Source organism: Mangrovimonas aestuarii (genome assembly GCF_028767185.1).
Classification (GTDB): Bacteria; Bacteroidota; Bacteroidia; order Flavobacteriales; family Flavobacteriaceae; genus Mangrovimonas_B; species Mangrovimonas_B aestuarii.
This window is the reverse complement of sequence record NZ_JARACK010000002.1, coordinates 284,193-298,960: the sequence shown is the minus strand read 5'-3', so window position 1 is coordinate 298,960 and position 14,768 is coordinate 284,193. Positions and strand designations below refer to the sequence as shown.

The 14,768-nt window shown below is 34.6% G+C and carries 13 protein-coding genes; 7 read left to right on the top strand and 6 right to left on the bottom strand.

Going from position 1 to position 14,768, the window contains the following annotated elements:
* Positions 1-49: 49 nt before the first annotated feature.
* The 4 genes from PWU04_RS04150 to PWU04_RS04135 are packed head-to-tail and all read right to left on the bottom strand — an operon-like array spanning position 50 to position 5,149.
* A complete protein-coding gene (locus PWU04_RS04150; protein ID WP_274474552.1) occupies positions 50-1,447 on the bottom strand; it encodes a TolC family protein in 1,398 nt (465 codons plus the stop codon).
* Complete coding sequence (locus tag PWU04_RS04145; RefSeq protein WP_274474551.1) at positions 1,447-2,808, bottom strand: HlyD family secretion protein; 1,362 nt, start codon at positions 2,806-2,808, stop codon at positions 1,447-1,449. Before PWU04_RS04145 ends, PWU04_RS04150 begins: the two co-directional genes overlap by 1 nt.
* A 3-nt stretch (positions 2,809-2,811) precedes the next feature.
* Positions 2,812-4,479 (bottom strand): peptidase domain-containing ABC transporter, encoded by a 1,668-nt coding sequence (locus PWU04_RS04140; protein ID WP_274474550.1) that lies wholly within the window; start codon positions 4,477-4,479, stop codon positions 2,812-2,814.
* The gene (locus PWU04_RS04135) at positions 4,469-5,149 is read right to left on the bottom strand and encodes a TetR/AcrR family transcriptional regulator (protein ID WP_274474549.1); all 681 of its coding nucleotides are present in this window, start codon (positions 5,147-5,149) and stop codon (positions 4,469-4,471) included. Before PWU04_RS04135 ends, PWU04_RS04140 begins: the two co-directional genes overlap by 11 nt.
* A gap of 370 nt (positions 5,150-5,519) precedes the next feature.
* On the opposite strand from PWU04_RS04135, the gene PWU04_RS04130 reads away from it, so the two are divergent.
* The gene (locus PWU04_RS04130) at positions 5,520-5,987 is read left to right on the top strand and encodes a hypothetical protein (protein ID WP_274474548.1); all 468 of its coding nucleotides are present in this window, start codon (positions 5,520-5,522) and stop codon (positions 5,985-5,987) included.
* A gap of 10 nt (positions 5,988-5,997) precedes the next feature.
* Positions 5,998-6,894, top strand: coding sequence for a cation diffusion facilitator family transporter (locus PWU04_RS04125; RefSeq protein WP_274474547.1), 897 nt, complete (start codon positions 5,998-6,000; stop codon positions 6,892-6,894).
* A 35-nt stretch (positions 6,895-6,929) separates the two neighbouring features.
* Here the strand turns inward: PWU04_RS04125 and PWU04_RS04120 are convergent, their stop codons facing one another.
* Positions 6,930-7,481, bottom strand: coding sequence for a hypothetical protein (locus PWU04_RS04120; protein WP_274474546.1), 552 nt, complete (start codon positions 7,479-7,481; stop codon positions 6,930-6,932).
* Between the two features lie 393 nt (positions 7,482-7,874).
* Positions 7,875-8,450: a pentapeptide repeat-containing protein gene (locus tag PWU04_RS04115; RefSeq protein WP_274474545.1), complete on the bottom strand. Its 576-nt coding sequence runs from the start codon at positions 8,448-8,450 to the stop codon at positions 7,875-7,877.
* Between the two features lie 324 nt (positions 8,451-8,774).
* Here PWU04_RS04115 and PWU04_RS04110 point away from each other — a divergent pair, with 324 nt between their 5' ends.
* The 5 genes from PWU04_RS04110 (at position 8,775) to PWU04_RS04090 (ending at position 14,760) form a co-directional block, all read left to right on the top strand.
* On the top strand, positions 8,775-11,150 hold the full coding sequence (locus PWU04_RS04110; protein ID WP_274474544.1) for a heavy metal translocating P-type ATPase: 2,376 nt from the start codon (positions 8,775-8,777) through the stop codon (positions 11,148-11,150).
* A gap of 79 nt (positions 11,151-11,229) precedes the next feature.
* Complete coding sequence (gene ccoS, locus PWU04_RS04105) at positions 11,230-11,403, top strand: cbb3-type cytochrome oxidase assembly protein CcoS (protein ID WP_274474543.1); 174 nt, start codon at positions 11,230-11,232, stop codon at positions 11,401-11,403.
* A gap of 20 nt (positions 11,404-11,423) precedes the next feature.
* The gene (gene ccoN, locus PWU04_RS04100) at positions 11,424-13,625 is read left to right on the top strand and encodes a cytochrome-c oxidase, cbb3-type subunit I (protein WP_274474542.1); all 2,202 of its coding nucleotides are present in this window, start codon (positions 11,424-11,426) and stop codon (positions 13,623-13,625) included.
* Positions 13,626-13,627: 2 nt separating this feature from the next.
* Positions 13,628-13,813, top strand: coding sequence for a CcoQ/FixQ family Cbb3-type cytochrome c oxidase assembly chaperone (locus PWU04_RS04095; RefSeq protein ID WP_274474541.1), 186 nt, complete (start codon positions 13,628-13,630; stop codon positions 13,811-13,813).
* A complete protein-coding gene (locus tag PWU04_RS04090) occupies positions 13,810-14,760 on the top strand; it encodes a cbb3-type cytochrome c oxidase N-terminal domain-containing protein (RefSeq protein ID WP_274474540.1) in 951 nt (316 codons plus the stop codon). Before PWU04_RS04095 ends, PWU04_RS04090 begins: the two co-directional genes overlap by 4 nt.
* Positions 14,761-14,768 lie beyond the last annotated feature (8 nt).

Below are 14,768 nucleotides of genomic sequence, written 5' to 3'. Positions count from 1 at the left end.
CGAGAGTGTTACTCGTTTAAGCGGTAAATAATTAGATTTCACACTTTGTTTACAAATTGGTTAAACCAGCAAGGACCCTAAGTAAATTAGATTTGGAAGTTAGAAGTTCGTATTGAGTGTCTAAAAATTTTATCTGACTCTCAATTAGCTTAACCTCCCTATAATTAATTAGAAACACAGAACCATCACCCAAAAAAAATCTTCTCTCTTCGCTGGCAACAAATTGCTCATAATCTTCTATTAATTCGTCTAAAATATCAATTTGATTTTGGTAAGCATCAAGTTCACCTAAAATGGCATCCACTTTATTTCTTAAAGTAACTTGGGTTGTGGATAAATCGAATTCAAGATCTTGTATTTTTAGTTTAGCTAACTTTAAATCTCCTCTTTCTTTACGAAGAAACAAAGGAAACTCAATTCGCAAAAGGCCTTTATAGTTTTCTGTATTAAAGCTGTTAATGTATTTATAGTCTGAACTGATAAAATTATATTCCAAATCTATTCTGGGTAGCAAATTGTTAGCTTTAAGCCGCTTTTCTAATTTTAATCGCTGGCTTTTATATTGCAATGCCAATATTTTTGGGTGTGACTTTAAATCTAGGGAATCTAAGTTCAAAATTGAAGTACCAAGCACTCGATCAATTGAATTATTGACAGTTAATTCAGGTATAACGTCTTCTTTCAGTTCCAAAGGTATATTATCCTCAATCCATAAATAATTGGATAGTTCTAATTGAGATTTTAATAAGGCGATATTAGCTTTTTCAAAATCTAGTTTTCTGCTTTTAAGATTGATAGATGCTTCAAGAGTATCAATTGCTGGCTTATCACCAGCAACAAAGCTCTTTTTTACATTATTCAAACGGAATGCAGCATTGTCAACATAAGCTTGTTGAACGTTTTGTTTTTGGTAATTCCTAAACCAATTAAAATACGCTTCTAATGCATCATAAAGAATATCGTTAACAAGAAGTTCTTGTTTTGCTTTAGCTTCGCGAGTAAAATACTTAGCCTGCTTTAGGGTTGCCATACGATCGTTCATCAACAATCCTTTGGCTAAGGATAGAGATATACCTGCACTATAAAGTCCATCATCTGGAGTTTTTGCCTCTGGGTTTAGATAATATCCTTGATTGTCTTCTAAGTTAGCTTTTAGGGTTACCCCATACCAAGTAGGCACTTTAAAAGTTGCTTTAAACTTATCATAGTAGTTTGTATCGTCAAAATCTTTAACATCATGGTTCACTTCCAACTTGGGATCAAAAGCGCCACGAGCTCGCAATAAATCAGCCTCTGCAGTATTAACCAAAAGTCTGGCCTGTTTTACAATTGGATGATAGTTTTTTACAAAGCCTATATACTCCTCTAGCGTTAAGACATTTCCAATATCTTGAGAGAACCCATAATTAAAGTAAAGCACAAAACATATTAATAGCTTCTTTTTCATTATTCTTTGTCTTTACTGTTTTTATTGGATTCTTCTATCTTTGGTTTATAGTAATTTGGAGGGAAACTATTTATTTGGCGCCAAAGTTCAAACCAAATTGGAACATCATTTAGAAGAGCCATTGTCTTTGCTCCAGATCCTACACGAATTTCCTTAGGCCAAGGTTCTGAACTCGGATCTGGTGCAACTAAAACTCTATAGTACCCATTATCACTCGTGTAGTTTTCAATAGCTACAATTTCAGCTCCATAGGTTCCGTAAGAAGCATTAGGCCAGCCACTGAAAACTATTGCAGGCCAACCGTCAAACTGAACCCTCACCTTTTCTCCATTATGTATTAGAGGTAAATCGATTGGCTTAACAAATATTTCAACTGCTAATTGGTAATTTGAAGGCATAATCCCAACGAGTTTTTGACCTTCTTTGATTGTTTCTCCTATACCAGCTACTATTGCTTTGTTGATAAACCCATCTTGAGGAGCCGTAATATACTGTAAACTACTCCGCCTCTGGTAATTAGCTAAATTAGTCTGTAATTTCAATACTTGTGCCTCAGTATCAAAGGCACTTGATTGTGCGGAAAAAAGATCACTCTCTGCCTTTGCCAATTTATCAGAATAGGTTGCCTTAATTGTTGAAATGTTCAATTCTGCATTTATCAAGTCATTTTTAGAGGATAGTAATTTATTTTGTTGGGCTACCAGTTTAGCCTTGGCTTCTTGAAGTTTGGCTTGCTTGTCTTCTAACTCCCTTACCGATTTGAGACCTTCGTTCTGTAGTGTTTGAGTCCGCTTAAATTGCGAATCGGCAATTTGGGCATTGGTTTTCATAGCCACCAAATCCATACTGTCGCTCTTAACTTTAAAATGAGCCTGTTCAAGCTTGTTCCTAGCCTGTTCCAGTTTATACTTCTGTTCTTCCTTTAAAGCCTTTATTTGATTTCTTAAAGCCGCTACTTTATTTTTATAAGCTCCAACAGAAAATGATTTTGCATCAACCTGATCACTTGTCCTTTCGGCTAATCTTTCATCAAAATACTCACTTTTTATCTCAGAAACTCTTAAAATAGTATCACCTTTTTTCACAAATTCCCCTTCTCGAACATACCATTGTTCTATTCGTCCAGGAATTGGAGACTGAATGGTTTGAGGCCTTTGGTCTGGATAAAGTGTTGTAACATATCCATCACTACGTACATTTTGAGTCCATGGTAAAAACAATGCAACAAGCAACACAATGAAAATCGCCAATAAAAAGCGTTTAAACCATGGATAATATGTTTTAGACATTACATATTCTCCAGATTTAAATGACTTTACATCCAGATATTTTGAAATACTATTATTTGAGATATTCAACATCGTTTATTGAGTGATTTTATCTATTTTACCGTTAACTAATGAAATATGTTTATTACATTTTTGCTTCCATATAGGATTGTTGCTTACCACAACTAAACTCCAAGGTTGTTCGGGACTAGCTAGGAAGCTTATTATTTTCTGGGTTTCTTCATTATTAAATTGGTCTAATGGATCTTCGAGAATTAATAGTTTAGGTTGTTTTATAATGGATCTTGCTAGAACCAGCTTTTTGGCTATTGTAAATGGTATTTGCTTTCCTTCAGGTTTTAAAAATGTATTTAATCCCTTAGTTTGCTCTCTTAAAAAACCCGTTAAATTAATTTGATCGAACACCTTATAGATCTGTCCATCTGTAACTTCTGAATTTCCAAAAGTGACATTTTCTCTAATGGTCCCTTCAAAAGGACTTTCTTCTGAAAGTGACAGCCCTAAATTCGACCTATAGTCGTTAATGAGAAAACTTTTTAGATCTAGATTATTTACATTTATCCGTCCTAATGTTGGTTCTAAAATCCCCGCAAGTATCTGCAATAAGCTAGACTTCCCTGCCCCGCTTTCACCTGTTATTAAAACTCTATCTTTGGGTAAAATGCTAAAACTGATGTTACTTAGGATAGGGGGACTTTGACTATCCACTGAATACCCTACATTATTTAACTCTAATTTAAGCGGTAAATCCTTTGGTAAAGTCTCACCTTCTTGGGATTCCAGAGAATTATCAACTACCAATCCTAACTTTTCTATGGCTGTCAATACATCGTAAAACCATTGCAGACCACTAATTAGCTTTTCAACAGAAGCAATAACAAGAAGTATAATAATCTCTGAAGCGACAAATTGACCAATATTCATTTGCTGATTAAAAACCAAAACTCCACCAACAACTAAAAGCCCAGCAGTAACAAGCACCTTGAACCCTATCATTAGTCCAAATTGGGTAGTTAATACTTTAAAATGACTCTCCCTTGATTTAAGGTACTCTCCTACCAACTCATCATTTTTTTCAAGGGCTAATGTTGTTTTTCCGGAAGCTTTAAAACTTATTACGGAACGAGCTATTTCCTGAAGCCAATGTGCAACTTTATACTTGTATTTAGATTCTTTTAAACTGGTATTTAGTCCCTCTTGAGCAGTAAACCTAAATAAGGTAAAGACAAGTAACAATAGAAGAATACCAAAAACTATAAAGAATGGATGATAAAACGACAGTAAAACTAAAGCAAATACAATTTGAAGAAAAGCTGAAGGAACGTCAATCAATATCTTTGATAAGCTTTTTTGAATTGTTAATGTATCGAAGAATCGATTTGCTAATTCGGGAAGGTAGTAATCCTTCAATTCATCCATTTTAATTTTAGGAAAACGATAAGTCAATTCAAACGATGCCCTTGTAAATATACGTTGTTGCATAGCTTCAATAATACGCATTTGCATAAACTTTAAAACGCCTGAAAAGGCAACACCAATAGATACTAAAATCACCAAAACGATCCAAGAAGTAGAAATTTGTGCATTCTGTAGTAAATTGATAATATATTGGATTCCCAAAGGTAACGACAAGGCAACAACCCCTTCAAAAACAGCATAATAAGCTATATGAAAAACATCTTTTCTTTCAAGTTTTAGTAACCCTAAAAAACGCTTCCAAGGTGTTAGTGGTTTATTTTTCATTGCCAATAACTTTTAAAATTAAATCAATAAAAAAATCATTCACAGTAGCCGAATTATTACAGCTGGTAATGGATTTTAAATGAAGTCTTGAGTAGTGCTGATGTATTGACCCCTCCACTATTGTACTAGCTAAACTTTCGGGGAATTTATATTCAGGCTTACCTTCCGATATTATTTCACTCAACCTCAATACTACGCGCTTAAAGGGAAGAAAAAAACCTTTTACGTTTTCTGAGTCAACCTCCTTTGTTAAGTATGATTTTGGGTTCTCATGGATAACAATTTGGTTGAGCAATACTTCGTTTATATGCTCAAACTTTCCATCATTTGTTATTGTGCCCGTTATGATATTTATTGCCTTCAACAATTTTGCATTTGTTTCTTTTATGCTAAAAGTCTCTATAACTAACTTGTATTCTATCCACCCCCAATACCATGAAACAAGATAAATCAATAGCATATGCTTATTTTCGAAATAACGATATATGGAGCTCTCATTAGAAGAAATTGCTAATCCCAATTTTTTAAAATTGAATTCCTCGAAACCAATTTCAGCAATCATTTCTATACTTTTCTCTAAAATTTTCTTTCCCAGAGTTGAAGATTCTGGGTCCTTTAAGTAAACGCCTTCAGGGATTTGAATTTTAATATTTGAAAGTAGCTTATCCATCAATGAAATATTTACCTGCAAAAATAATAGTAAAACTATCAACAGTTATAAAATAAACGTTAAAATAATATAATAGATATCCTAGAAATTTTGCTTTAGGCAATGGTGAAGCATGAAAAGGTCAGTCGTTCTTGATTTGCACAAATCAAATTCTAGAGTAACAAAAACAACTCACATAACTTCATTATTAAAAACCAAAAATCATTAAAAAAACAATAATTTACAATTACTATTATTTAACGACTAACCTAGCTGAAACAAACTCATATTAAAAGAATTTTATGTATTTTCAATAACGTATATTACTCACATACTTAGGAGTAAACAAAAGCAGCAGTAAAAAACACCTTAATCAATAAAACCAATTATCATGAAATCAAATCATTTAAAATTAGCCCTAACAATAATTTCAGTCACAATCTTAAGTTTTAGTTCATGTAGTAGTGATGATGATAATAACTCATCAGACTCTGATTTGGTTAACCAAATAGAGGACAATGTTGAAAGTGGTACATGGCGAATTACAAAATTTATAGACTCTGGAGATGATGAAACAAATCATTTTAATGGCTATAATTTTACCTTTCATAATTCCGGTGTATTGAGTGCATCTAATGGAACAACTAATTATGAAGGTATATGGAGCGTAACCAATAGTAGTAGCAATGATGACAATCCACTAGATGTAAATTTTAATATATTTTTTGATCTGACTAATGACTTTGAAGAACTTAATGATGATTGGCATTTCATATCGGAGTCTCCAACAAAAATCGAATTAATCGATATCAGTGGTGGTAATGGTGGCACAGATTACCTTACTTTTGAAAAAAACTAATTAATATATATTGAGTAGTGAACAAACAGCCATAAAAACAGCTTATTTTAGTATTGTTGGAAATACCGGCTTAGCCATTATTAAGGGGCTTGCCGGTATTTTTGGCAATTCTTATGCCTTGATTGCCGATGCCATTGAGTCGACAACAGATATATTCTCATCCTTTTTAGTGCTTTTAGGACTAAAATATGCCAAGCGCCCCGCTGATGATAATCATCCCTACGGTCATGGTAAAATTGAACCACTAATTACATTTATTGTTGTTGCCTTTTTGGTTACCTCGGCTACCGTGATTGCATACGAAAGTATACAACATATTCAAACACCGCACAAAGTGCCAAAACCATGGACTTTAATTGTACTCGGAGGCATCATTATTTGGAAAGAAATTTCCTTTCAAATCGTTATTAAAAAAAGTAAGGAAACCAATAGTTCTTCATTAAAAGCAGACGCGTGGCATCATCGCAGCGATGCCATAACTTCTGTAATGGCTTTTGTAGGCATTTCAATTGCGATAATATTTGGTGATGGTTATGAAACTGCAGATGATTGGGCTGCACTATTTGCCTCTGCTTTTATTGTTTATAACAGCTACTTAATTTTCAGACCGGCATTGGGAGAAATCATGGATGAACATTTTTATGATGATTTAATTGAAGTGATTAGAAAAAAGGCCATTGAAGTTGACGGTATTATGGGTACAGAAAAGTGTTTTGTTAGAAAATCAGGCATTAAATACCATGTGGATTTACATGCAGTTGTTAGTGGTGACATTTCGGTTCGCGAAGGGCATAATATTGCTCACAATCTGGAAGACTACTTATTAGAGCATATCCCTAATTTAGGGCATATTATCATCCATATTGAGCCTGAAGAAGAGCTCTTTTCTATAAAAAGCAAAAAATAAAACCTTGCTTCTTTTAAAAGAAAATTTAATTGGTGCTACCAACTCCAAGATAAAGCAACTGCTCCATTTTCTACCAAAAGCGGATTGTTTGTCACAAGACCCGGTTCATAGGTCTGATAATCTCCAAAAAATTGTTCTTTCTGATCTTCACGGTAATCAATCCAAGCCTTTATGCCTACATGGAATTTAGTCGAAGAGTACTTTCTACTTAACCTCCAGTCAAACCCTACAATTCCACCTACCATAGGATACGGGCTAGTTTCACGCCACATTGGACCCAAGCGCATTCCTGCATAATATACCACTTGGTCATATCCGAGCATATTAAAATTGACTCCTCCTGCCCCTACAAGATCAGTATAAGATGGATCTAAGGACGAATAGTGAGAGAAAGAAGCAGATACCCATCCCCATAGCATTACTTTTTTAATCTCAACACCAAATTGGGCTCCAGAATCCTCCCATGCTGTGGGTTCTGTCCAAATGGACATTTGAGTATATTCTTCATTTACAAAATCAATGAATACGGTTCGTTGTGCCAAGCTAGTGGATGTTACCACCAGCAATAGCATAAGCATTTTTTTCATAAATTTGGCTATTAATCAATTTTAGGGTTCCTTTTCAAGGAATCCTCACCCACTGTTGGCGCAGTGGGTTTTTTATAAAAAACAGGTTTCTTTTGCTATTGTAAAATTTAGTTTTTACCCAATAGTTTAAGTCTTCAATCAATGAAAGATCTTAATTGGTTTTTAACATTAAAAAAACATGTAATTCTTATGCAATAGTATAAAATGCCTGTAGGGAATACAGCCATGAAATTAATTTTTTGTTAAAATCACTTTTTTTATAGGTAAAGCGCAAAACCCACAGCAATTCAACCCGATATTTTGCAGATTATCGGCAAGCCAAAAAGAAGAAACAGCCTACATGACTAACAGTTAGGACTAAATTAGATAAAAAATTTCCACCTACCTTAACCTCTACTTTTCGATTTTAAGTTTGTATTTATCTAATAGACGAATAACATCCGGCATTGAAAATTTGGCTCCTCTTAACCTATTAATATTAGGATCTAAGTTGTAATTTTTAGCGCCTCTTAAATCAGCTTGCTCTAGATTGGTGTTTTCAAATAAAGCATTTTGAAGATTACAGTTTCTTAAAGACACCCTCTTTAAATCTGCTTCAACAAAATCAACTGCTTCTAGTTGCGAATCCCAAAAGGTTGTATTACCTAATTGCATTCCATAAAAAGAACTATGGCTTAACAAGCAAGATTCAAAATTAGCAGAAAACCCAATATCGTTACACTTTTCGAACCGCATGCCTAACATTTTACAGTTTTTAAAATCGACTTCCTGTATTATTGCATGCGATAAATCGGCATTGCTGAAATTACAATCGATGAACTCGGTTTCAAGAAATTCCACTTTAGAAAGATTTACTCCTGAAAAATTACAATTCATAAACGTACAATACTCGTACTCACCTATTGGTAAAGGGGTTTTAGTACAGTCTAGGTTTCTAAAGGTTTGATCTTCGAAGTATCGCGGTTTCATTTCCAGAGTTATATCTATAGGTTTTATTTACTCTTAATTCACCACCAAAACTAAAAAGAATAAAACTAAAATACCAACATGAAATCTTTAACCCTTTTAAAATAATATTTAGTTAATTTAATTCTCACTATACAAATTCAAATGAATTTCAAAAAGCCAATTTGGTGTTTTTGATACATATAACTTCAAATATTATTGATATCATATGATTAAACACCTTTTAAATAACTTTTTAAATCATATAAGAAAGATTCTAGAATGACAATTATCATGGTTTACCTTCCATACAATACACAAATTTGTAGCGTTGGTTTAAATTAAACTATGAGCAATATTCCCTGCTATCACTGTGGCACTGTTTGTACTTCGACAATTCACTTCGTTGAAGACAAATCTTTTTGCTGTAATGGCTGTAAAACAGTTTATGAAATTCTATCTGAAAGTGAATTAACCTGTTATTACGATTTACAAGATTCCCCAGGAGCTACTCCAAAACACGTTGAGGGTAAATACGATTTTTTGAACTTAAAGGAATTTCAAGACAAACTACTTGAGTTTAGTGATAATTCAACTCAAATTGTAAATCTTTCTATTCCACATATTCACTGTAGTTCTTGCATTTGGATATTAGAAAACCTTAACAGATTAAACAATGCCATTATTTCATCTCAGGTTGATTTTAATAAAAAATCTGTAAGGGTAACTTTTAAACCTGAAAAACTCTCTTTAAAAGAAGTTGTTTTACTGCTAAACAAAATTGGTTACGAACCGTATATTAGTTTGGAAAGTTACAATCAAATAAAAAAAAGAACAGATCGAAGCTTAATTTATAAATTGGGAATAGCAGGGTTTGCTTTTGGTAATGTTATGTTCCTTTCTTTTCCTGAATATTTTGAAGTTAATGAGTTTTGGCTCGAACAATACAAGCATCTTTTTAGATGGCTTATGTTTGCTTTTTCAATTCCCGTTGTAGTTTACGCTGCAAACGACTATTTTATTTCTGCATATAAGGGACTAAGCTCTAAACTACTTAACATCGATGTTCCTATTGCCTTGGGAATTCTGGTTCTATTCATTAGGAGTACAGTTGAAATAATATTCGATCTTGGATCAGGATTTTTTGATAGCTTAACAGGCTTGGTGTTCTTTTTATTACTAGGAAAGTTTTTCCAACGAAAAACCTATGCATTCCTATCGTTTGAACGCGACTACAAATCTTATTTCCCTATTGCTGTAACTAAAGTGAATAATGACGGTAATGAAACTCCCGCTGCTGTACAGGAAATAAAAAAGGGAGATAGAATTATTATTCGAAATGAAGAACTAATCCCTGTAGACGGAATATTGATTAATGGTAATGCCGAGATTGACTATAGTTTTGTTACTGGCGAGTCGGACCCTGTTAATAAGTATTCCGGTGATAAAATTTTTGCTGGTGGAAAACAAATGGGATCGCTTATTGAAATGGAAGTTACTAAATCTGTTGAGCAAAGTTATTTAACTCAGTTATGGAGCAATGATATTTTTAACAATGATAAAACTGACCAATTCTCCAATATAACCAATTCCATTAGTAAGCACTTTACAATTGTAGTATTAAGTATTGCCATATTATCTACCTTATATTGGATATTGGTAGACACTTCCAAAGCTATACAAGTATTCACAGCTGTATTGATTATTGCATGCCCCTGCGCTATAGCATTGGCAGCGCCCTTTACTTTAGGAAATATTCTTAGAATTTTTGGTAAAGCAAAATTTTATCTCAAAAACATTTCTGTTATAGAACAATTAGCCTCTGTAAATTCGATTATATTCGATAAAACAGGAACCATCACAACTACTCATAAAACCAAAGTCTCTTATTTTGGTGAAACCTTGACCACCGAAGAGCGATCCCTATTAAAAGCCAGTCTTAAAAACTCAAACCATCCTTTAAGTCGATCACTTTACAATGTTTTAAATTCTAATAATATTGTAACTGTAGACGATTTTAAAGAATTTCCAGGTAAAGGTATTGAGGCTGTAAGCGGTAACAATAAGATGAAAATTGGTTCAGCAAGCTTTGTTAACACCCAAATAACCAAACCTAATGGAAACACTTCTGTCCATATTAGTACAAACAACGACTACAAGGGGAAGTTTAGCTTTTACAGCAACTATAGAAAAGGTATAACCAACCTGTTTAATAAATTATCAAAACAATATAAATTGACAATACTCTCTGGTGATAATGATGGTGAACGTCAAAACTTAGAAAAAATGCTACCGCCTATAACCAAATTACTTTTTAACCAAAAACCAGAAGACAAATTAGAATACATTAAGCACCATCAAAATCAAGGTGACATCATAACAATGGTCGGTGATGGACTAAACGATGCCGGGGCTTTGGCTCAAAGTAATGTTGGTATTGCCATCTCAGAAAACATTAACGTCTTTTCTCCTGCTTGCGATGCCATTTTAGACGCTTCTCAATTGAATCAACTGGCTGAATTCATTAAGATTTCAAAGAAGGGTGTTAAAATAATTAAATGGAGTTTTATGCTTTCGCTTGTTTACAACCTAATCGGACTCTATTTTGCTGTTACAGGACAATTATCACCTGTAATTGCTGCTATACTTATGCCTTTAAGTTCTATAAGTGTAGTTGCTTTTACCACATTGGCAACTAGTATGATTGCCAAGAAAATTCATTAACACTTAATTAACAAAACTGACAATTGTCATTTTACACACTTTCGTGAACATGTAAATTTGGACAACCAATACAATAGGTATGAGCGCTATCTATGTTTTATTAAGTATTAGTATCGTGGTTGCTGTAATCTTTTTTGTAGCCTTTATCATATCGGTAAAAAAAGGCCAATACGATGACAGTTACACTCCTTCTATACGCATGCTTTTTGATGATGAACTCGTTGAAAACAAAAAAAACAAAACCTCTAATTAATATTTATCAATACAATCCCTATGGAAATACAACAGTTTCATTACGATAACCAAATCGTTAAGAAGTTCATTTATGCTACCATGATTTGGGGCTTAGTGGGTATGTTGGTAGGACTGCTCCTAGCCTTCATGTTCCTCTTTCCAAACCTTACCGAAGGAATTCCGTGGCTTAGCTTTGGTAGATTAAGACCTCTTCATACCAATGCTGTGATTTTTGCTTTTGTAGGAAATGCTACTTTTGCCGGTATTTACTACTCAACTCAACGTTTACTCAAAACAAGAATGTATAGCGATGCTTTGAGTAACATTAATTTTTGGGGGTGGCAACTTATTATTATTTCGGCAGCCATATCCCTTCCTTTGGGATTTACTACATCCAAGGAGTATGCAGAACTGGAATGGCCAATCGATATAGCAATTGCTATCATCTGGGTAGCCTTCGGTTGGAATTTAATAGGAACTATATTCAAAAGGAGACAACGCCATCTTTATGTAGCAATATGGTTTTACATTGCCACTTTTATAACCGTTGCTGTACTACATATTTTTAACAGTCTAGAACTACCTGTTAGTGGGTTAAAAAGTTACTCTGTTTATGCTGGTGTTCAAGATGCCCTGGTACAGTGGTGGTATGGTCACAATGCTGTGGCTTTCTTTTTAACAACCCCTTTCTTAGGGCTTATGTATTATTTTGTTCCCAAAGCAGCTAATAGACCTATCTACTCTTATAGATTATCTATAGTTCACTTCTGGTCGTTAATATTTATTTATATCTGGGCAGGCCCTCATCACTTACTCTATACCGCTCTTCCAGATTGGGCTCAAAGTCTTGGGGTTGCCTTCTCAATCATGCTAATCATGCCTTCTTGGGGGGGGATGATTAATGGCCTGTTAACTTTAAGAGGCGCTTGGGATAAGGTTAGAACAGATCCTGTTTTAAAATTTCTAGTGGTAGCTATAACGGGTTACGGAATGGCCACTTTTGAGGGCCCCATGCTATCATTAAAAAATGTAAATGCAATTGCCCATTTTACAGATTGGATTATTGCCCACGTTCACGTAGGAGCATTGGCCTGGAACGGCTTCTTAACCTTTGGAATGATTTATTGGTTAGTTCCTAGGTTATTTAAATCCAAACTACACTCTGTACCTCTTGCCAACGCTCACTTTTGGATTGGAACATTAGGTATTATTATGTATGCCCTACCTATGTATATGGCTGGATTTACCCAAGCCAGTATGTGGAAGCAATTCAACCCTGATGGAACATTACTTTATGGGAACTTTTTAGAAACCGTATTCGAAATTATCCCAATGTACTGGATGCGAGCCATTGGAGGTTCTCTTTACATAGTAGGTGTACTTTTAATGGCTTATAACATTTCTAAAACCATTAGATCTGGAAGCAAAGTTAGCGATGAGTTGGCAGAAGCTGCTGCTTTAAAACCAGTAAGCAAACGTAGATTGGCAGGCGAAGGGTTCCATACTTGGTTAGAGCGCAAACCTGTTCAATTAACCATTCTTGCAACTATAGCCATATTAATTGGTGGGATTATTCAAATTGTACCGACTATTATGGTCGAGTCGAATATTCCAACAATTAGTAGTGTGAAGCCGTATACTCCATTGGAACTTGAAGGTCGGGATATTTACATCAGGGAAGGTTGTGTAAGCTGTCATTCTCAAATGATACGACCTTTTAGAAGTGAGGTTGAACGCTATGGAGAATATTCAAAAGCAGGTGAATTTGTGTACGATAGGCCATTCTTATGGGGAAGTAAACGTACTGGACCTGATCTACACCGCATTGGGGGAAAATATTCAGACAATTGGCACTTAAACCATATGTACGATCCTCAAAGTACATCTAGTGGCTCTATAATGCCTTCTTACCAATGGCTGATGCATAATGAACTTGATAAATCGCAAACCGAAAGTAAGATGAAAACATTAGCAAAGCTAGGTGTACCTTATTCAGAGGAAGACATCGCCAATGCACAGCAGCAAATGACGGAACAAGGTACAACAATCGAGAAAAACCTATACACCGATCCCGATTTTGCTGAAACTTACGAAAACGACAAGAAGCAAGCCAATGCCTCTGGAGAAGCCTTTATTGAAATGCGAAACAGGGAAATCGTTGCCCTAATAGCATATTTACAACGCCTAGGAACAGACATTAAGGTGCAGGATATTGAACCATTAACCTCTCAAAATGAATAGACATGCTAAAATTTGTAAAAAATCATATGGATAGCATCTCAGGAATTGAGATATATCCCATCGTTTCCCTGCTAATATTTTTCATCTTTTTTGTGCTGTTGTTTTGGTGGGTATTAACCGCTAAAAAGGAGTATATAAACAAGGTGAGCAACCTTCCATTAGATAACACAAACACTACTGAATTATGAGAAACTTAATTCCATCATATATTAGAATTCCGGTTACATTTTTCCTCATATTTGGTTTAATTGAATATCTCGTTGACTCTGGAGATAAGCCGGCCTTTGTTGAATACCCAATTGTACTTCTCTTTTTAATTCTGATCCTTTTAGTTCTTATTGCAATAGAAGGTAGTGTGGCTGCTCTGGAAAATGTTTTGTATCAGAGTTTGGATGAAGAGGGTAAAGAACGTTTTAACGAAAATAAAACTAAAGTTCCAAAGTTAAAATGGGCGAGAAAACTTTATTACCGACTTACAGACTCTGTACCGGTTGAAGATGAAGGAGAGATTATTCTTGATCACAATTATGATGGTATTAGGGAATTAGACAACTCACTCCCACCATGGTGGCTTTACGGATTTTATATATCAATAATCTTCGCTGCCATTTATCTTTTAAGATACCATGTATTTGATGGTGCATTGCAAGAGGAAGAATTTAACCAAGAAATGGCCGATGCAAAGCTTGCCATAGAAGAATACAAAAAACATGCTAAAGATTTGATAGACTTCAATACTGTAGAATTACTAACCGACCCTAATGATTTAACAAATGGTCGAGGGATATTCAACACCAATTGTGTTGCCTGCCATATGCAAGATGGTGGTGGGGGAATTGGCCCTAACCTAACTGACAACTATTGGATTTTAGGTGGAGGCATTAAAAATGTGTTTAAAACCATTTCAGAAGGTGGTCGAAGTGGTAAGGGAATGGTAGCCTGGAAACAAAGTTTAAAACCATCGGAAATTGCCCAAGTAGCAAGTTATGTCATCTCGCTTGAGGGTACCATACCCGCTAACCCTAAAGAACCTCAGGGAGAACTTTGGGAAGATGAAACAGTTGGGGAAACTAAAAAACCTGCGGAAGAAGAATCAAACACAAAGCCGATAGATACTTTACAAACTGAAAATTAATTTCAACC